The organism is Mediterraneibacter torques (genome assembly GCF_044591705.1).
Lineage (GTDB): Bacteria > Bacillota > Clostridia > Lachnospirales > Lachnospiraceae > Mediterraneibacter > Mediterraneibacter torques.
The window spans coordinates 181694-200944 of record NZ_CP172594.1 but is presented as its reverse complement, the minus strand read 5'-3'; the positions used below and the strand labels follow the sequence as shown (position 1 = coordinate 200944).

At 42.0% G+C, this 19251-nt stretch carries 23 protein-coding genes; 9 read left to right on the top strand and 14 right to left on the bottom strand.

The genetic code is table 11. The features are described 5' to 3' along the window. The first annotated feature begins 36 nt into the window (after window positions 1-36). The 4 genes from ligA (at window position 37) to ACH9UM_RS00825 (ending at window position 4561) form a co-directional block, all read left to right on the top strand. Window positions 37-2031 carry an NAD-dependent DNA ligase LigA gene (gene ligA, locus ACH9UM_RS00840; RefSeq protein ID WP_173792338.1) on the top strand — a complete coding sequence of 665 codons (1995 nt, stop codon included), beginning with the start codon at window positions 37-39 and terminating at the stop codon, window positions 2029-2031. A 77-nt stretch (window positions 2032-2108) separates the two neighbouring features. Beyond that, window positions 2109-2612 carry an NADAR family protein gene (locus tag ACH9UM_RS00835; protein WP_023921566.1) on the top strand — a complete coding sequence of 168 codons (504 nt, stop codon included), beginning with the start codon at window positions 2109-2111 and terminating at the stop codon, window positions 2610-2612. 21 nt (window positions 2613-2633) lie between these two features. Further along, window positions 2634-3107, top strand: coding sequence for an LPD11 domain-containing protein (locus ACH9UM_RS00830; protein WP_005333427.1), 474 nt, complete (start codon window positions 2634-2636; stop codon window positions 3105-3107). An 89-nt stretch (window positions 3108-3196) separates the two neighbouring features. Then, window positions 3197-4561, top strand: coding sequence for an ATP-binding protein (locus tag ACH9UM_RS00825; protein ID WP_008373962.1), 1365 nt, complete (start codon window positions 3197-3199; stop codon window positions 4559-4561). A 63-nt stretch (window positions 4562-4624) separates the two neighbouring features. Here the strand turns inward: ACH9UM_RS00825 and ACH9UM_RS00820 are convergent, their stop codons facing one another. The 6 genes from ACH9UM_RS00820 to ACH9UM_RS00795 form a co-directional block, all read right to left on the bottom strand. Further along, the gene (locus tag ACH9UM_RS00820; RefSeq protein ID WP_005333424.1) at window positions 4625-4987 is read right to left on the bottom strand and encodes a type II toxin-antitoxin system HicB family antitoxin; all 363 of its coding nucleotides are present in this window, start codon (window positions 4985-4987) and stop codon (window positions 4625-4627) included. Beyond that, window positions 4971-5228 (bottom strand): type II toxin-antitoxin system HicA family toxin, encoded by a 258-nt coding sequence (locus ACH9UM_RS00815; protein WP_005333422.1) that lies wholly within the window; start codon window positions 5226-5228, stop codon window positions 4971-4973. Before ACH9UM_RS00815 ends, ACH9UM_RS00820 begins: the two co-directional genes overlap by 17 nt. Before the next feature lie 57 nt (window positions 5229-5285). Continuing rightward, window positions 5286-5588 carry a hypothetical protein gene (locus tag ACH9UM_RS00810; protein WP_028088060.1) on the bottom strand — a complete coding sequence of 101 codons (303 nt, stop codon included), beginning with the start codon at window positions 5586-5588 and terminating at the stop codon, window positions 5286-5288. 9 nt (window positions 5589-5597) lie between these two features. Continuing rightward, window positions 5598-5819, bottom strand: coding sequence for a DUF5348 domain-containing protein (locus tag ACH9UM_RS00805; protein ID WP_008373966.1), 222 nt, complete (start codon window positions 5817-5819; stop codon window positions 5598-5600). Window positions 5820-5871: 52 nt separating this feature from the next. Continuing rightward, the gene (locus ACH9UM_RS00800) at window positions 5872-6525 is read right to left on the bottom strand and encodes a recombinase family protein (RefSeq protein ID WP_023921562.1); all 654 of its coding nucleotides are present in this window, start codon (window positions 6523-6525) and stop codon (window positions 5872-5874) included. A gap of 205 nt (window positions 6526-6730) precedes the next feature. After that, window positions 6731-7042, bottom strand: coding sequence for a winged helix-turn-helix domain-containing protein (locus ACH9UM_RS00795; RefSeq protein ID WP_023921561.1), 312 nt, complete (start codon window positions 7040-7042; stop codon window positions 6731-6733). A gap of 253 nt (window positions 7043-7295) precedes the next feature. On the opposite strand from ACH9UM_RS00795, the gene ACH9UM_RS00790 reads away from it, so the two are divergent. After that, window positions 7296-7637 carry a helix-turn-helix domain-containing protein gene (locus ACH9UM_RS00790; protein WP_005333412.1) on the top strand — a complete coding sequence of 114 codons (342 nt, stop codon included), beginning with the start codon at window positions 7296-7298 and terminating at the stop codon, window positions 7635-7637. Between the two features lie 153 nt (window positions 7638-7790). Here ACH9UM_RS00790 and ACH9UM_RS00785 read toward each other — a convergent pair whose 3' ends face one another. After that, window positions 7791-8315 carry a PadR family transcriptional regulator gene (locus tag ACH9UM_RS00785; RefSeq protein ID WP_005333410.1) on the bottom strand — a complete coding sequence of 175 codons (525 nt, stop codon included), beginning with the start codon at window positions 8313-8315 and terminating at the stop codon, window positions 7791-7793. 210 nt (window positions 8316-8525) lie between these two features. On the opposite strand from ACH9UM_RS00785, the gene ACH9UM_RS00780 reads away from it, so the two are divergent. Continuing rightward, window positions 8526-9881 carry an MATE family efflux transporter gene (locus ACH9UM_RS00780; RefSeq protein WP_005333407.1) on the top strand — a complete coding sequence of 452 codons (1356 nt, stop codon included), beginning with the start codon at window positions 8526-8528 and terminating at the stop codon, window positions 9879-9881. A gap of 130 nt (window positions 9882-10011) precedes the next feature. On the opposite strand, the gene ACH9UM_RS00775 is transcribed toward ACH9UM_RS00780, so the two are convergent. After that, the gene (locus ACH9UM_RS00775; protein ID WP_400091679.1) at window positions 10012-10128 is read right to left on the bottom strand and encodes a helix-turn-helix domain-containing protein; all 117 of its coding nucleotides are present in this window, start codon (window positions 10126-10128) and stop codon (window positions 10012-10014) included. A 153-nt stretch (window positions 10129-10281) separates the two neighbouring features. On the opposite strand from ACH9UM_RS00775, the gene ACH9UM_RS00770 reads away from it, so the two are divergent. Then, window positions 10282-10875, top strand: coding sequence for a helix-turn-helix domain-containing protein (locus ACH9UM_RS00770; protein WP_400091677.1), 594 nt, complete (start codon window positions 10282-10284; stop codon window positions 10873-10875). Here ACH9UM_RS00770 and ACH9UM_RS00765 read toward each other — a convergent pair. Beyond that, window positions 10802-11491 (bottom strand): ParM/StbA family protein, encoded by a 690-nt coding sequence (locus ACH9UM_RS00765; protein ID WP_400091675.1) that lies wholly within the window; start codon window positions 11489-11491, stop codon window positions 10802-10804. The genes ACH9UM_RS00770 and ACH9UM_RS00765 overlap by 74 nt on opposite strands. Window positions 11492-11708: 217 nt before the next feature. On the opposite strand from ACH9UM_RS00765, the gene ACH9UM_RS00760 reads away from it, so the two are divergent. Continuing rightward, window positions 11709-12209 (top strand): hypothetical protein, encoded by a 501-nt coding sequence (locus tag ACH9UM_RS00760; protein WP_020436705.1) that lies wholly within the window; start codon window positions 11709-11711, stop codon window positions 12207-12209. Window positions 12210-12358: 149 nt separating this feature from the next. Then, on the top strand, window positions 12359-12898 hold the full coding sequence (locus ACH9UM_RS00755; RefSeq protein WP_400091672.1) for a hypothetical protein: 540 nt from the start codon (window positions 12359-12361) through the stop codon (window positions 12896-12898). A gap of 577 nt (window positions 12899-13475) precedes the next feature. Here the strand turns inward: ACH9UM_RS00755 and ACH9UM_RS00750 are convergent. The 5 genes from ACH9UM_RS00750 to ACH9UM_RS00730 all read right to left on the bottom strand — a co-directional run bounded on the left by ACH9UM_RS00750 (window position 13476) and on the right by ACH9UM_RS00730 (window position 19244). Beyond that, a complete protein-coding gene (locus ACH9UM_RS00750; RefSeq protein WP_005333384.1) occupies window positions 13476-13922 on the bottom strand; it encodes a hypothetical protein in 447 nt (148 codons plus the stop codon). 32 nt (window positions 13923-13954) lie between these two features. Continuing rightward, on the bottom strand, window positions 13955-14737 hold the full coding sequence (gene srtB, locus ACH9UM_RS00745) for a class B sortase (protein ID WP_005333383.1): 783 nt from the start codon (window positions 14735-14737) through the stop codon (window positions 13955-13957). Continuing rightward, the gene (locus tag ACH9UM_RS00740) at window positions 14734-15954 is read right to left on the bottom strand and encodes a CHC2 zinc finger domain-containing protein (protein ID WP_005333381.1); all 1221 of its coding nucleotides are present in this window, start codon (window positions 15952-15954) and stop codon (window positions 14734-14736) included. The genes srtB and ACH9UM_RS00740 overlap by 4 nt, the downstream gene beginning before the upstream one ends. 54 nt (window positions 15955-16008) lie before the next feature. Then, a complete protein-coding gene (locus ACH9UM_RS00735) occupies window positions 16009-16923 on the bottom strand; it encodes a hypothetical protein (protein WP_270855545.1) in 915 nt (304 codons plus the stop codon). Between the two features lie 83 nt (window positions 16924-17006). Next, entirely contained in the window at window positions 17007-19244 is a 2238-nt protein-coding gene (locus tag ACH9UM_RS00730) for an ATP-dependent RecD-like DNA helicase (protein WP_270475431.1), read from the bottom strand. Between the last annotated feature and the right edge of the window lie 7 nt (window positions 19245-19251).

Sequence of the window (19251 nt, the reverse complement as noted above, 5' to 3'; positions counted from 1 at the left end):
TCCGGAACTGGCACGCCACAAAAGAAAGGAGACTCTATGTCAGTCAAAAGAATTAAGAATCTTGTAAAACAACTCAATGAATACCGTCATGCCTACTACAATCAGGATGCCCCTCTGGTATCTGATGCCGAGTATGACCGACTCTTTGACGAACTGAAGGAACTGGAGGAACAGACTGGTTTCATCCTGTCAAATTCTCCGACACAGACGGTTGGATATTATCCGGTCAGTGAACTTGCCAAAGTCACCCATCCGATTCCACTGCTCTCGCTTGAGAAAACAAAACTGATTTCAGAGCTTTTAGATTTCATGAAAGGACAGGAAGTTCTCTTTATGCTGAAACTGGACGGTTTGACTAGCAAACTCATTTACGAAGATGGCAGACTGATTCAGGCTTCTACCCGTGGAGATGGTGAAGTGGGGGAAGATATTACACACAATATCCCGGCATTTTTAAATGTACCGCTTACCATTCCACACAAAGAACGTCTGGTCATTACCGGTGAGTCTTTTATACCAACCAATGATTTTGAACGTCTGAAAGATACTCTGCGTGATGGAAATGGAAAACCTTATAAAAACGGACGTAATTTTGCTTCCGGATCAGTACGAAGTCTTGATCCGAAGAACTGTATCGGACGTTGTGTTCGCTTTCTTCCGTTCAATGTATTAGAAGGAATGGAGGATGTTCCCTTCCCGGACAGCAGAGCCTGCAAATTAGAAGGTTTAACACACCTGGGCTTTGGTTACTGCCCGTTTTTCTCAATTTCAGGAACCGGACTTTCAAAAGAATATGCGGAGAAATTCATTCAGGAATTGGTATCCACAGCAGCAAATTTACATCTTCCTATCGATGGCATTGTCATGATTTTTGACAGTCTCAGCTACTCCAAAAGCTGCGGAAAAACCGGACACCACTATAAGGACGGCCTCGCCTATAAGTTTGAGGATGATACCTACGAAACTTTCTTGCGTGAAATTGAATGGACACCGACCAGATTCGGAGAGATTGCTCCGGTCGGCATCTTCGATACCGTGGAGATTGACGGCTGTGATGTTTCCAGAGCTTCCCTTCATAATCTGACCTTTATCAAAAATCTGGAGCTTGTACCCGGATGCCGGATTCTTGTTTCCAAACGAAACATGATCATCCCACATATAGAGGATAATCTGGATCGTGGAAGGTATACCGACATCACGCCTCCGGTCTGCCCTTGCTGTGGTTCCAAAACCAGAACCTACAGCCGTAAGACCAGCGACGGTCGCACCGTAGAAACTCTGCATTGTGATAATCCGCAGTGCGACAGCCAGATCACAAGAAGGTTTGTCCATTTTGCCAGCAAGAAGGCAATGAACATCGAAGGACTGTCAGAAGCCACTTTAGAAAAATTCCTGAATCTGGGCTATCTGCACTCTTTTCAGGACATCTATCATCTGGAGGAACACCGGGAAGATATTGTGGCACTGGACGGATATGGTGAGAAATCTTTCGACCGCTTGTGGGAATCCATCAACGCCAGCCGGAGGACCAGCTTTGTCCGCTATCTGGTTTCCATGGATATTCCTATGATCGGCAGAACCAAAAGCCGGATTCTGGACACCGTATTTTCCGGAAATTTAACTGCATTTGAACAGGCGGCTGTCGGAGATTACGACTTCACTCAGTTAGAGGATTTTGGCGAAATCTTAAATCACAACATCCATTCCTGGTTTGCAGATGAAGCAAATCTTGATTTATGGAAAAACTTACAGAACGAATTCACATTTGAACAAAGAAAGGAAGAGACCATTATGACAAAAGAAAACAAATTTACAGGATGTACCATCGTAGCAACAGGGAAACTGGAGCATTTTACCAGAGACGGTATCAACGATAAGATTCTGGAGCTTGGTGCCAAACCTGGCAGCTCTGTAACAAAGAAAACCGATTACCTGATCTGCGGGGAAAAAGCCGGCAGCAAACTGGCAAAAGCCCAGAGCCTTGGTATTCCAATTCTTACAGAAGCTGAATTTTTGGAGATGATTGCATAACCATCTCTGCAATAGATGAGAATTATTTTGAGGTGTGGCTGAAAGGCCGCACCTCTTTTACAAAGGAGGAATTTATAATGAATCAAACAAATACAAGCAAGCGCATACCTACACAGATCAATGAATTTCGGGGAGATTATGCTTTTCTAAGCAATTTCTATCCGGCACCGGTCTCTTACATGGGACAAACCTATGCAAATAATGAAGCTGCTTTTCAAGCGCAGAAAACACTCTCTGCGAGAGAGCAACGCAAATTCTGTATTTTTCGGATGCATAATCCTTCTGATGCAAAGAAACTCGGCAGAGATCTTACATTACGCCCGGACTGGGAAAAAGTGAAAGTCCGGCTCATGTATGAAATCTGCATGTGCAAATTCATGCAGAACCCGGAACTCCGGGATAAACTTCTTGCAACCGGAGAGTCCACACTTATTGAAGGAAACAACTGGGGTGACTATTTCTGGGGCAAAGTCAATAACTGCGGAGAAAACCAGTTAGGAATCATCCTGATGGATGTACGTGCGAAGCTGCAGTGGAATGCAGAAACAGCGCCCAATAATATACCTCAATGTCTGCAATAAAGGAAAGGATGGTCTAATAGAATGAATGAAAATGCAAAAACAAAATTAGTGCTTGAGTATACTGGCATGGATGATTTTTCCTGTCCGGTATATAAGGACCAATTCGGAAAGTTGTGGAAGGATATTGACCTTGGCAAAGAGCCTGAACCGAATCTTTATTCTTTATCTTTTAACCATATTGATGGAGAACCTTCCCATCCCATACAGCAGGAGTACACATTTCATCCGGCTCCGTATCAAAGAAGTTCCTATGAATTCGAGTACCGGATGTTAAGTAAATTACAGTCTGACTGTGAATACTATCTGGGCTACGGAAATCGCAGTCCGTCTATCCTATGCAATCATAGCGTTCAAAACCATATTGCCCGTATGAAAGAATTATGGAATGGTTTTCCCACAGATCAGAAACCGGAATGGCTGACCTGGGAACAGCTTCTTCAGTACGAAAAAGTAATGACAGAAACCGGAATACCCGTGAAGAACTGCTCAGACTAGACAATTCATCATTTATCAGAAATTACCCTCTATATTATCCATTCATATTTTGATATAATAGGAACAGTTGAAAGAAAGGAGCATTTCCCATGTATCTGAAAAGAAAAGTTTACGATCAGCTTCTGGATTGGAAAAACGATACCGTCCACAGCACCTTGGAAGTGAATGGTGCCAGACAGGTCGGAAAAACATATATTATCAATAAATTTGCGGATGAGAACTTCAGGCACAAGATCTACATTAACCTGTTTGATTTGTCCGGCAAACAATTTATGGAATGTTACAAAAAAGCCACAGACTGGACTCCCGGTACAAAACGACCGGAGCAGCCGCTTCACGATGCTTTTAAACTCTTCGATCCGGATTTTGAAGATACCAACGATACAGTCATCATTATTGATGAAATTCAGGAATCCTCAGAGATATTCAACCGTATCCGAGAATTTACCCGCTATTTTCAAGCGCATTTCATTGTAACTGGAAGTTATCTGGGACGTGTACTGGAACCGGAATTCAAATTCTCCAGTGGAGATATTACCAGTATCCGTATTTATACCCTTTCCTTTAAAGAGTTTTTGGAAGCATTGGATGACCAGCTTTTTCAGAAATATCTATCACTTCCACTGGATCATGCAGATGACACCGTACCGGAACTATATGACGAATTAAAGAATGTTTACGACATCTATAGACAGATTGGCGGCTATCCAAAGGTTGTGGAAACATACCTTAACACAAAAGACGTGGAAGCAGCTCAAAAAGAGCTTGTTAGAATCATCCGCATTTTCTTAAACGAATCTATGCGGTACTTTGATGACATCACAGATATTAGTGTTTTTACCAACATCTTTTTAAGCATCTGCCGTATTCTGCTTCGTGAAAAGAAAGGATTAGATGAGGACAGTATAAGTGAAGAACTGCAAAAGCTCGTTACAAAGAATTACTCCAGTAATCTTTCTAAAGCAACCTGCTATCGTGCTATCAACTGGCTTTATCATTCTGGAATCATCGGTTTCTGTGGCAAAATCACAGAACTGGACATCCTGAATTTCAAACCGGGAAGCCGCTGCTTCTTCATGGATCTTGGAGTTGCATATTATTATCTCTCCAGAACTGGTGCTACTGTATCAACTATGGATGGCTCATTGAACGAAAACTATGTTTACATTAACTTGTCCAAACGCCAGGAATTCCCGGAAGAAATTATCTTTGAGACACCGGCTTTTGCTACTTATAAAGGTGGTGAAATTGATTTTGTAGCTCAGACATTGAAAACTCACATCCGCTATCTGATTGAAGTTAAAGCCGGTAAGGGAACTGCATCTACTGCCTTGAAGGCATTGGAACAGGGGAAGGCCAATAAACTACTATATCTGAAAGGTGATACCAAAGGCGGAACCGCTGGGAATGTACAAACACTTCCTATCTATCTGCTAGAACAATATCATTTTTAATCAAAGAAAGAATACTTCGAGCCGCCCATAAGGACGGCTCTTTTCATCTATATTCTTGTATATTTATTTTACTAACAGCGCATCATTCTTTGAAAGAAGATATATACAGTATTGATTCATACTGATGCCTTCTTTTTTTGAGTGTTCCGCCAGATCCCGGTGTAAGCTGCGTGGCATCCTTATTTTAAACTGTCCCGAATACTCTTCCAGGCTTCCCGGTTCGTGAATCTCAATCCCTTCTTCCAGTGCAGCTTCTAACCATGCTTTTTTTGCATCCGCTGCATTTTCAACTGCCCTTTCTATCGTCTCTCCACAGGTGATGCATCCCGGCAGTTCCGGATAAGAAACCACAAATCCACCTTCATCCTTATCTTCCACAATTTCCATGCGATAGGACATTGCCAAATAATCATTCAGTGTCTTCATCGTTTTTCGCCTCACTTTCTACAATCTGCTTTACCATTTCAACATAAATTTTCTTGATTGGTTCGTGTTTCGGTATTGTTATCGGCTGGCATCCCGCTTTACGGAATGTATAATGGCTGCTCCCACTTCTCGGAGCATTTATCTCATATCCATAACTTTCTAATACTTTTCTTAATTCATCAAAACGAAGGTCTTTCGATAATGAGCAAATTCTTGTCAATAGTTTATCCCATTTCGACATCTTTAATGCCTCCTATCTATAGTATATGTGGTGTCATATGTGGTGTCAATCTGTTTTTCATCTTTCTTGGTCAAATAAGGGATGTAGCTCTTTCTTAGCATCCGCTACAAATGCTTCTTTCCTCGCACTTACCATATATATCTTCCAGAGCATCAAATGCAGGATTTCCGCATCCACCACACTGCATTTCTTTTGAACCATGCGGACAAACGGGCAGATTACTGTATCTGACAGCTTTTCCCCTTTAAGCAGCAGCTCCCCATCCGTTCCATATACTTCATACAGACATTCCAGAATACTCCCCAGATCTGTCACAAATCGGAAGGCGGGCTTTACATATTTCTTTTTGGCTTCCATCATCTATCTCCTCTACATCCGAACAGTCAGCCCGCCGAGGCGTGTCTTCGAAAGTCCCACAAGATACCAGTTCTCGTCCATTTCAATCCGAACCGGAATCCATACATCCCTTACCTTCACATCAAAGCAGTCTCCACAATGCAGTCCCCCATAATAGGATTCAATACCAAACCGGATATCATATCTTCCCATAGATGGATCATAAATCAAAGTACCTATTCTTTTTTCACTCATATTGCTTTCCTCCTGAAATTCTTTGTTCTATATAAGTAATAGGGCTTTCATTCTAGGTATTGGAAAGTTCCGGATATTTTTCATAAAAAGTTTTACGATACCGGTAAAAAGTCGAGTGTGTCATTCCCAGACTCTTCCGAAGCTGCGTCGGTGTCATTTTTCCGGAAATAACGCTCTGGAAGTTCTCGTCAAAGGTTTCCTGCTTCATCACGCTTGGTCTTCCATAATCATCCCATTCACCCCGCAATTTCTTCGCTTCTATACCTTCCCGCTGTCGCTTCTCCTTTTTCTCCAGCTCTGCCTGCGCCATAGAAGCATAAAGCTCCAGCATCATGTTATTGATTGTTTCCAGCATCATCCTTGCCATCGCATTATCCATCACAGATAAGTCCATAAGCGTAGTCGGCAGTTCCAAAACCATAAGCCGCACTCCCATGTCCTTGATCCGCTGGATCTGCTGCATGGTGTCATGCTTGTTTCTCCCCAGTCTGTCCAATTCTGTAACAATCAAAATATCTCCCAGCCGCAGGACATCCTCCACTAAAACGGTATATCTCGGACGATTAAAATTCTTCCCTGTCTCCTGATCCGTAAAAATATTCGTAAGTGCCATCTCATGCTCGTTACAGTACCGCTCAATTTCCTGTATGCCACGATCAAGATGCTGCTCCTTTGTACTGGTGCGGTGATATCCATATATCTGCATCCACATTTCTCCTTTCCCTGTCCCAAAATATCCACACTTTTGTTGGCATATCTCAAAACTGTGTGTGTAACCTTTTTAAGATATAATCCCCCTTTCCGGAACGTACTTCTAAAATGTATACATTTTGGGATATGTTTCTTTTCTATTTCTGTACGTACCAGAGCCGAAAAGTGCAACAAATATGACAAAAAACTCCCAGAGGATGTTACTCCCCTGAGAGTGGTTGAAACTTATAGCCCACACCTCGGACGGTGCGGATGTAATTCCAGTTCCGTGAATCTACTTTTAACTTTTTACGAAGCTGGCTAATGCAGCACATAACCGCATTAGCACAGTCAATCGGTTCTTCCTTCCAGACATTACGATAAATCTCCTCGTGAGAGAATACCCAGCCAGGATGTTCTGTTAGATATTTTAGTACCGTAAATTCTTTCAGACTCAATTCAATCTTTTGATCATTCATAAAAACAGTATGACAGCGAATATCTATCTGTAGGTTTTTGTCTTTGTAATGCAATTTACTTTCCTCCTAATCTGTTTCACCTTATCACAGCTAATCTAAAATGCTATTATTAGACTGCCAAAACTCAAATTCAAAACCAGAGCAATGCTTTACCTGCAAATAGTCTGGTAATAGACCAGTAGAATCGCAATAGCTGCAAGAGCCAGAAACGGCAAACACATAATTACCGGGGCAGAGTGAAGTGATAAATAAGAACCACTGATTTTTTAGCATTTCAGCCGGATATACAAGCCATCCCCATAGATTGGTGACCGTTACTGTTAAAATTACAGCACTGCCTATATATGTGGCAGCTCCTTTCCGGGTAAAGTTAAAGTCGCAGACCTTTACGACCTACGGCTTAATAGTACGAAAAGACATTAACTTTTCTGTAAAAGAATTTGATGTACTTTATATGCTATATTCTAATCCAGGGATGGCTTTTACTAAACAACAGATTTATGAAGCAGTTTGGCATGAAAAAGCAAATGGTTATTTCCACGCCGTGGAAAACACTATTTTTCAAATACGCAAGAAGATAAAAAAGTATTCCAGCGACAAGAATTACATAAAAACAGTAGTTGGATATGGGTATAAATTTGAAGTTTAATCTGCAGGATATAAGGAGCACCGGGTTTGAGGGAGATTCCCCACTAAGAAAATTTCTATGTTCTGGCTACAAAGCCGGAACATAGGTCGGCATCCATCCCTGTTTCTTCCCAATCCTGCAGACCTAATAAGAAATCAGCTAGTGACTTCTTCATCAAAAGTCTTTTTTTAGAGAAATAATCCATTTTTCAATAGCATCCGCCAAAACTATCTGCTGTTGCAATACTGCCATACCAGTCTTAGGGATTTCCGGATCATTCTCTTTCTCTCGAAGATTTTCCTCCAGATAAGTTTTTAATATTTCAATATTTTCCTCAATACTGGCAATACATGATTGTTGACTTTCAGGCGGTAACTTATCCAAATTTACAATTACTGCATTAAAATCTAAAAAAAAGTGAATGGGTTTAGAGGCTGTTTCCATCATAAGCTTTACAAATTCTTTTTCGCCTTCATCTGTTAATGAATAAACTGCTTTTTCAGGCATCTTACCTTCTTTCACAATTTCTCCTTTAATGAAGCCTTTTTCCTCCAACTGAATTGCTTTTTTGTAAATGGATGGTGTACTGATTTTTACCCATTTTGATATATTACGATATTCCACTAATTTTTGAATATCATAGGCTCCCATCGGTTCCTTTTTCAATATTCCTAACACAATTAAATCTATTGTAGCCATAGTTCACCCACTTTCTATATCCACGAAAGCTATAAAATACTTACGGTTATATATACTGTAATTTATAGTATTTGATTTTATACCTCTTGTCAAGGAAATTGCAGGATACACGCTTGACAACTACTATAAATTATAGTAGTATTCTCTCACGTAGTATACTATAATTTATACTACTATAATTTATATTCTTAATTGAAAGGAGTATTTGAAATGAACAAGAATAACAACAAAATGGATTTATTAGGAAATGCACCTGTTCCCCAAGCACTAATGGCTCTTGGTATACCGATAATGATTGGTATGCTTATTAACGCTCTCTACAATTTGGTGGATGCTTATTTCATAGGAGGACTTGGCGAGAGTCAAATGGGTGCAATTTCCATTGCGTTTCCTTTAGGACAAGTAGTTGTTGGTTTAGGTCTGATGTTTGGCAATGGTGCCGCCTCCTACTTATCAAGACTTTTAGGGCGAGGAGATAGGGAAGCTGCAAGTAAAGTCGCCAGTACTGCATTATACAGCAGTGTTTGTATTGGCGCAGTTATTATTATCGGAACTGCAATTTTTTTGAAACCTATTTTAACCATGTTAGGTGCAACAGACACGATTATGCCATACGCCCTTTCTTATGGAAGAATCTATGTTATTTCATGTATTTTCAATGTATTTAATGTAACGATGAACAATATCGTTGCAAGTGAAGGCGCCGCAAAAACAACTATGTGTGCATTATTATTAGGAGCTGTATTGAATATTGGTTTAGATCCTATTTTCATCTATACTCTCGACATGGGGGTTGCTGGTGCGGCAATCGCTACAGCAATTTCTCAAATGGCTTCTACTCTTGTATATTTAATTTATGCATTACAGAAAAAAAGCGCTTTTACATTTTCCATTAAGGAATTTTGTCCTTCTAAGCAGATCATAACTGAAATTCTGAAAATCGGTATACCCACATTGACTTTCCAGCTTCTTACAAGCCTTTCTATCGCATTCATAAACCGGGAAGCTAATATCTATGGAGATGCTGTTATCGCCGGAATGGGCGCTGTTACAAGAATCACTTCAATGGGAACTCTGGTTGTGTTCGGCTTCTTAAAAGGTTTCCAACCAATTGCCGGCTTTAGCTATGGTGCCAAAAAGTTTGATCGGCTCAGGGAAGCAATTAAAACTTCTATCTTATGGTCAACAATATTTTGTGTAGTTGTGGGATTGACAATAGCCCTATTTTCCACACAGATTATTTCGCAATTTACAGAAGGCAATACAGAGATGATTTCTGTAGGTCAAAAATCGCTAATGGCAAATGGATTTTCCTTCTTCGTATTTGGATTTTACACAGTGTATTCTTCTCTGTTTCTTGCACTTGGAAAAGGCACCGCCGGATTCGTTCTTGGGGCTTGCCGACAAGGTATTTGCTTTGTTCCGATCATTCTGTTGCTCCCATCATTCTGGGGCATAAATGGAATACTATATGCACAACCGATTGCCGATGTAATTTCTGCTATTGTTACTGTGTTTATGGCTCTACATCTTCATAAAGAACTGGCAACAACAAAAGAGCATTAAAGCATCAGGCAACATAATAGATCAACACCGTCTGCCGCTTCGAACTGAGGCAATATCACCCTTCAAAAAACAATCACTCCCAGAGGATGTTACTCCCCTGAGAGTGATTGCAGCCTTTGTTTAAGATAACTTACTCAATTATCTGGAATCTCTGGATACACTGAAGCAATGTACTTACCAGTTCCTGATACAGATCTTCATCAAATCTGCCATTTGTGCATGTGTTATCCTGCTTATCATAACGCACTTTAACGCATTTCGTATAGTGTTAATCTACGATAAAATATATGCCTTAAATGAAAAACTAAATTCCACCATCATGCTGAATTTAGTCTTACTCTCTTCTTCTATATCCTATATTATTTTAGTACCTTCTATCCGCAGTAGAAAAGAGGTACTTATGTGTAAATCTATCCCTGGAAATCAAAAGCATATGACAATGGATCAGCGTATTATAATTGAAAAAAGGTTGGATCAAGGAAACTCCCTCCATAGCATTGCGCTACAGTTAGGAAAAGATCCAACCACTATCTCCAAAGAAATTAAAAAGCACCGCACTATTCAGGAACATAGCCACTTCAATGAATCAAAAAATAAATGTGCTCTAATAAAAGACTGCAAAAAAAAGAATATCTGTGAAATCTATGCTCCGATATGCAAAAGAATGTGTAAACTCTGCAACCACTGTAATTCCCATTGCGATGATTTCATTCCTCGCAGTTATCATTGTTCCAAACTAGATAAAGCTCCCTTTGTATGCAATGCTTGCAGTAAAAAAAGCGGATGCCGTTTGGATAAGGCTTATTATAGAGCCACGATTGCTCACAGGGAATATCGAACCGTTCTGATTGAATCGCGAACTGGTATCAACATTTCTCCTGAAGATTTGATAAGGCTGGATGAACTGGTTTCCCCACTGATTATGCAGGGGCAGTCCCCTTACATGATCCTACAGAATCATCCGGAGATCCCTTACTCAGAAAAAACGCTTTAATACTGGAAATGATATCGTTATACATGGTAATCACACCTTTTTCCAGAGAATCACAATAATCCATATCCGGTCTGCCACTTCTCATCAGAAGATAATCAGAAGTAAATCCGCCAATATCAATCCCTACGACTTTCGGAATCTCACGGATTTCCATCATCCTCGTCATCATGGCTGCATAATCCTGCGGAAACGCCATTACATTCTGTATACAGAGGTGATAGACTTTATCGTTGAAGCACAGTTCCTGCACCTTCCCGTCCCCTTTGAAATAGCGTTCATATCTCTCACAAAGCTCTGCAAAATGCTTCGGCGGAAGCCCAATCGGAAGTTCCACCTGAATGACATCCTCCGGCTGGATCTGGCTTTTCTGCTCCAGCTCCATTGCAATGGCAAATAAGGTCAGAATCCAGAATCGGTTCCGGCTGTCCTGCGTCTTGTCCCTCTGGTACGGAATCCGCTTCTCACTAAGGGTATAATACTTTCCCTGATATTTCAGATACTTCTCTCCCCTGGCAGGCTTTTTATCCTGTTCCGTCAGTCCTGTGGTAAAGATAAAATGACAGGTTTTCATGTTCCGGTTCCCGTGATCCACGGCTACTCTTAATTTTTTAATCATAATGATTTCACTCCTTTGTATTTGATACTTATTCTGTACGTAGGAGGTACCTAGAGTGCAACTCTTTATAATCCATTTTCTTATTTTACCAATCAAAAAATTCAAAAAACAAAAATTAAAAATTATCTTTTTTAATTTTTTAAATAAATGCAACCGTTACAATATTTACTGTGTATCTTATTACAAAGGGAACCTTGGAAAGGAGTCGTGTACATATATGAAGGCTTATAAAAAAATAATCAGTTTTATCCTAACACTCGTTATGATGCTGTCGCTAAGTGTTAATGTTTTTGCAGCAGAGCCGCTTACAGATGACCCTAATATGATTGAATGGAAGTACACTGTGTTTGCTGACGAAAGCCTGCAGAAAGTTGTTGAAGAAGGTGTTATTCCAAATGCATATGCCCGATATACTTGGCGCGGAATCACATTGAAAAATGGCGAAGTCGCCATATTAACACCATCAAATAACAGTATGGGACTTTATTGTAATAGCGGCAGATACATAACTATAAATTACACTTTGAGCCGTTCTGCTTTTCATCGTTCAAGAGTACGCGCATACGTAGCTGGACCTTCATCAGAATTTGTGCGTGAGATTACAGCAAGTGGTTTGCGTTCAGGATTTACGACACAGGCAACAGATTACTATTACGGCATGGTAACTAATCTGTCCTCTGATGCCTTTACAATCAAATCATTTTCTATTACATTTTAATAGTGGAAAATATTTCAAGTGCTGGTGAGTACTTATCCTGATTTTAATTGAAGCTTTTTAACTTGGTTTCTCGGTTCCCTTTTTTGAAAATACACATTCCCATTATTAAACCACTGCTATAGTATTCACTGAATTTATGAGGTAGAAGCATGTTATTTAATCGACATTTAATCGGGACAGAAACCAATGATAGAAGCTACATCATATTAAAAGACGGTGTATATACCAATGAAAATGGGAAAGTTGTTGATATTGAGGAATTAGCCAAATCTTCATCAGAATTTCCTGAAAGCAGAATTGTTAAAAGCAGTCTGATGCCTAATTTCATACCATCATCAATAGTAGAGATTCCTACTGATAAATCAGATGAAATGTATATCATTCCAGAAATAATTCTAATCAACAATTCACTTTGTGTACTTACACAAGACAATGGAAAGGGATGGGAACTAACTGATAAAGATAATATAGTCATTTCGTTTGATAAATATAAATCAGACATTACAGTATCCCAAGATTTGATTATCGGTTATGTAAAAGACGGGATAATGTATGAAGGAGAAGTGTTCGATGAACTGAGTGGAAAATATAGTTTCTCACCAGATGAAAAAGGGGAATATTTTTTCTATCTGCTTAGCGGAAGTTCCGATTATCTATCTCTTAAAAGCGGTAATCTGGAGGTAAATTAAATGTTGCTTTTGCGGGACTTCAGCATACCAATTAACTTTAGTATAAGGACGGGAAGACCTCTTCCGTACAGGAATAGGTCTTCTTGCTGTCTCCGTGCATGCTTTAAAGTATAAATAGGCTTTAATCTGGATACAATTTCAACTGCATCGTTGATACACGCTGTGTTTATCTCGTTTACTGTATCATTCATAAGAATTTAATTGGTTATGTTTATTGTGATGATAGAGTAGCCTTTGTTTTGAACATCTTCCTTGAAAGATTTGTAAACGATACTGTAGATTATCATATTCATTATGTCGGCGTAGATTCTTTAGATGAAGAATGTATTGAATGCAGAAAATACTCTGATTATTGTGAACATATTTTACCTGCTTTCTGGATAGATGACGATTTTTGTGAATAATGAAACACTGGTGTTTGGTTATTCAAAATTTAAGCTGATAGATACTGGTGTTAAGTATATTAATCCGAAGCATTTTTCCGTAAAAAACTTTGTAAAGTATTGCAGATTCAATAAAGAGTGAAATTACAGTAAAATAAAAGATAGTTTTTTCGTTCCTTTGTTATGCCATTGTTCTACGCCGGAATCTTTTCTGCCATCTCCGGCAGGCACTTCTCAAATAATTCCCGATATCTTCGATACCCTTCATCCCGGAGTGGACCTTGCAGTGATGTCAGAGACCAAAGGAGAAGCTCTTCCTCTTCCACAGCATACGGAGAGGTATAGACAAATTTTTTCCCGTCAAAATGCGGTTTTGATAACTTCAGTATTTCCGTAATCTCTCCTTTTGTTTCCGCCTGCATAATCATTTCCACTTTCTTCCGATGGAACTCGCAGACGATGCTCTCCAGAAATCCCTGCTTCAGATAAAATTCCGCCCTTCTATAAAGTTTTACAAGAGCCTCCACTCTTTCATCAAATAACTTGTCCTTTTCACTGACTATCATCTGTGCCAGTGCGTTTGCATGTTCCATAACCAATGCTGTTCCCATTACATTTCCTCCCATAATAAAAGCTGGCATAAGAAATTTCTTCTCACACCAGCACGATTCTTTTATTCCTCTGTGATGATCTCACTGCTTAATTTTCCATGTACCAGATAGCGATAATTCCGTCTGGAATTGACACAGGTAGACAGCGTAACTATCCGATCCGTTGCCGACAGCTCGGTGCCGGTATCATAATCCCTATAAGAAGACACCGTATCCAGAAACGTCTGAAAATCTTCCGCTTCCGGGAAATGATACCTATATCCCTCACTTCCGGTTCTTCCCGCATAGCAGGAAAAGATACGATACTTGAGGATCTTGTCCGGCAAATAGAGATAAAACTCCGGATGTTGTTCAAATAGCTCTTTGTCTTGGTACTTATCCAGAGTTCCGAACATGCTCCCGTTTTTCATATTATGCCCGTACACGATCGTATTCTGATCCGTAAAGTCCGGCTGATTATGGCAGTCCACAAAGATGCTCCCGTTGATATTGGATTCTCCCGAAAAAAGGTGATGAAGATAATATGCATTATCTTTCCCCTGTACCACCGGATAACTAATATCCAGTGCCGGAATCTGAATCCACGCTATGACATCCGGATTAACCGCTTTTAAACCTGCAAAATCAATTTCTAGATACCTATTCTTAGGTTCCTCCTTTTCTTTCTCAGACTCCGGTGATTCTTCTTCCTCTGGTTCCTGAACATATTCCTGCAGTTTCTCGTAACTTACGTCCCCTTTCTGATACTTCAGATAAGCACCAAAGAGTTTTCCTGCCGCTGCGAGAAAAACAAGCAACAGGCAGATAATGAGTCCTGCAAGAACCGTATTTCCTTTTTTTCTCATGATTGTTCTCCTTTCGGAAGAGCCGAAGTCTGTGCCCCGGTTCCTTCCTTCTGTTTGATGGCGGCTAAATAGTCATCAATCCCCTTGTGTTTCCCGTTCCACTCCCCGCTCTCGTCCATATCCCAGACCATCCGGTTCATCGGCAGGGAAAGCTCCCGGCAGATTTCATAGACCTTATTGCAGCCGTTCTGGATAATCCTCCGTTTCTCCGCCTTATGCTGGCAGATAACAGGGGAACGCTCAAAACAGACCGCACACTTACTGTCATGCTTATTGCAGGCTACTTTCATCTTCTTATCCATGTCATACGCCTCCAAAAGCTGTTTCATCCCATATCCTTTCATCCGCTCCAGCACCGGTTTCAGATTCCGGTACTGGTTCACTCCGGCAACGCACACAAAGGTAGCGCCGGACAGATAATGGGCTATGGTCCCTTTTAAGGCTCCTTCGGTCAGATAGACACGTTCTGCGGCAAGATCACCGATCACATGTACCGGACTTCCGGAGGAAACTCCCTGGTCATAATTGACACTGGACAGCCAGATATATTTTTTCGTGTCAGTCACATGATCTACCCGGATCTGAAAACCCTGGATGAACCCGTCCAAAGAAACTATGGGAATCAGGATTCCTGAGTTTTCTGCTTTGAAGTTAATCGTCCAGTTTCCGTCTGTATCCCGGTAGAATCCCGGCACGCCTTTCACCATATATCCTTCTTCTGCCAGCCTTTTGACCAGCTTCTTCATTCCAAACAGCGGGACACTCCGGTAACGCTGTGCTTCGATCTGTTCCGGTTTTAATCCTCGTCTTTGCAGATCCTCCTGATGCTTCCTGTTAAGCGTGAGCATGGACAGCATTCTCTGATACGTCCGGTGGATTTCCTCTATGGGTGCAAGCTCTGCCGTTGCCTTTTCTTCCTGTACCGGCGTTGCTTTGATATAATCCGTCCGGTATTCTCCTTTTCCTAATGCTTCCCGGATCTGCTGATTTGCTTCGGAGAGTGTAACATTGTGCAAATCCGCATAAAGCTTCAGCATCCCCCCGGACGCATCACAGCGGTTGCACCGGAATACATTCTTTTCCACATTGATATTCAGTTTTCCATGCGTCTCTCCACAAAACGGGCAGTCATAATAGTTTCCCCGCCGCTTTCTGAGATGCAGCACCTGCACCACATCCAGTATTCCATAATCAAACCCAGACATATCATAATACATCCCGGTCTCTTCCTCCTTTCCCCCGCAGAAAAAAGCTCTCTGCGGGGTTCTTCCTTAACCAGCCATCGGCATTGCTTTTTGTAAAATTACCTTTGCTGCCGCCGGAACCAGATTGTTCGGTCCGGAATATTGCTCGGCAAACCACTGGATCGTTGACGGGCTTTCAACTGCCACCTGTCCCATGGTCTTTCCGCCGTATTTTCCCTTTCCCGGAATCACAGTCCCGACTGCCATTTCATAGTTCATGTGTTTCATCAGTTCTTCTACCGGAAGGGACGTATCCAGATTCTGTAATGCTCCCTGCAGCATCTGTCCGGTCTTTGGCGGCGTAGAGGCAGCCGGAGCGGAACCGTAGCCAGGCATTTGTCCACTGCCATGGTAAATGGTGCTTCCCGCCGCCTGTGCCTGCTGATAGAACTGATTCATCATCTGCTGGCCTGCATATTCCGGCTGACCTGGCATCTCTCCATAATTTGGCATAGCGGCATTTGCCATGGCATCTGAATCCGGCATCTGTGGATTCTGATATGGAATTCCGGCATCTACCTGTGCAGGATCATTTTCCTCTCCCACATCCGCAAACTGCACACCATATCCGGCATCCGATAATGCCCTTCCTACGGCTGCTGTTTCCGCCATTTCCAAAAATTTGTCTCCAAACTTCGGATCATCGCTCCGGAATTTCTGCGAAAAGGAATTGGCTACATAATTGTCTTCCTGATCACATTTATCCAGATAGATACGTGCTTCCACAACTGCCATATTCTCTGTGAAAGTGATAATCCGGCTGATGATCTTTCCTGCCGGATTGACCAGACGAAACCAGAGCTTCCGGTATTTCACATCCAGATAAAGCTGCTCCTCCTGCCCTTCTTCTCCAATCTTTCTTGCCAGTTCCATCGGATGGAAGCCATCCACACGGTTTAAAGCGGCAACTGCCTCTGATTTCTTATACAATAATTCTTTCATTCTCTGCTCCTTTCATTTAGAAAAGCAGACGTTCCCCTATATAAGAGTAATAGTCCGCTTATTTCAAAAGTTGAAAAATATTTTTAAACAACAAGTTTTAACTGCTCCATTTCCGGTTTCTGTTCACTCTGATACTGATCGTAATATTGTACGATCCGCTCACTCAGAATGGTGTTCCTTGTCCCGCTGTCGTCCGTGTGGATTGCCTGACAGACTGCAGCCCATTCCCCTACCAGATAAACCTTGCTTTTCGCTCTGGTCACTCCGGTATAGAGAATATTGCGCTTCAGCATCATGTAAAAGGCTTTCACCCAAGGGATGATGACAACCGGACATTCGGAACCCTGTGCCTTATGGATGGTTATTGCGTTTGCATGTTCGATCATTTCCATCTGGTCAGCTTCATATTGCACCTGCCGCCCGTCCGGGAATCCGATCACTGCCCTGGCATTTCCATCCTCATCCGTGATACAGTCCAGTATCCTGCCCATATCGCCGTTACTCGCCATCTCGGTATTTTTATTCTGTAAAATCTTATCGCCAACCCGGAACACCTGACTGCCGATATGCAGTTCCTTCTTCCCTGCGATCGGCGGATTTACAAAATCTTCCAGAGATTTGTTCAATTCATCCACTCCGGCAGCACTGCGTTTCCGATACGGAGTCAGGATCTGTACCTGATCCATGCCGTTTTTTGCAATCTCGTCCAGATAAATCCTCCGGACAATCTCTGCCGCTTCATCTGCTCCTTTACAGGCAATGAACTGAAAATCCTCCCCAAAGCTCAGATTAGTCTTGTTCTCCTGCATCAGTTTTGCATTATAAGGTATGCTGCTCAAAGCGCCCTGCCGGTAAACCAGATCCAGTACCGTGACCGGAATCAGCCCGCAGGCAATCAGTTGCCGGAACACATCCCCGGCTCCTACGGATGGGAGCTGGTTCTTATCCCCGACTAAAAGGACTCTGGCATGTCTGCTAACCCGCCGGAAAAATTCATAGGCAAGATGCATGTCCACCATGGACACCTCATCTACATTTAGAAATCCGGCAGACAGGTACTCAAAATCCGGTTCAAAATCCGTATCATCTCCCAAAAGCCCCAGGGCCAGATGCATCGTGGATGCATTTTCACAGCCGGTACTCTCCACCATACGTCTTGCCGCACGTCCGGTCGGAGCCATAAGCTGTACCTCTGACCTGCATAACGCCTGATGGATATAGAGAATCACCTTGAGAACCGTTGTCTTTCCGGTTCCGGGACCTCCGGTAATAATACTGATGGGATGTGCAAACACCATTCGCACTGCCTGTTTCTGTGTTTCTGACAGCGTGATCCCCAGTGTCTTCTGTGCCTTTTCCAGCTCCGGTTCAATGGACAGCAAAACCGGCTTCTCCAAAAGCCGTCTGGCTATCATGGAAGCGGTCTGTGTTTCTTCTTCATACTGCCGGATAGAATAGATCCGTTCTTCCTCCACAACAATGCTTTTTTGCAGCACCAGCCGGTAAAGCACCTGACTGACATCCTGCTCCGATACTGCCATGACCTGCAGATCCCGGTTCAGCATTTCCAGTGCTTCCCTGATAACCTCCTGACGCTGCTTAAACAGATGTCCTTCTTTCATTGCCTGATTCATGATATGTCCGATGCACCCGGATATCCGCATGGGATCATTGAGTGCACAGCAGCACTGTCTTCCGATCGCATCCACAGTCAGAAACCCGAAGCCTTTGACTGCACTCAGCATGTAAGGGCGGTGCCGGATAATATCCACCGATTCATTTCCGAATTTCTTCAGAATCATATTCACTTTTTTGGGTGTTACCTTAAAAGGCGCCAGAAACGTCATCAGTTCCCGGAACACCTGGTTTTTTCCATAGGATTCCACAATAGCAGCCAGCTTCTTCTCGGAAATTCCACGGATCTTCAAGAGTTCCTGCGGGTTGTTTTCCATGATTTCCAGTGTCTGAAGCCCAAACTTCCGGAAAATAGTATCTGCCATCTTGGGACCGATACCTTTGACTGCACCGGAAGAAAGGTATCCTAAGATACCCTCCTTTGTCCGTGGTACAACCTCCATGAAATTTTCCACCTGATACTGAGTTCCATGCTCTCCGCTCTCCCATCTGCCTTCCATCTCAAGCTCAATCTCGTCTGTAAGCGGAAGACCGAATCCAATCGCTGAGAAGCCGATGATATTCCGGGATGCCAGATATTTGTCTCTGGCTGACAGGGGGACAGACGTATCCTGTGTGGTGAATATGGCAATCGTATACCCATTCTCCTCATTCTGGAAAATCTTATGTTTAAATCTGCACCTCATTGTTTAT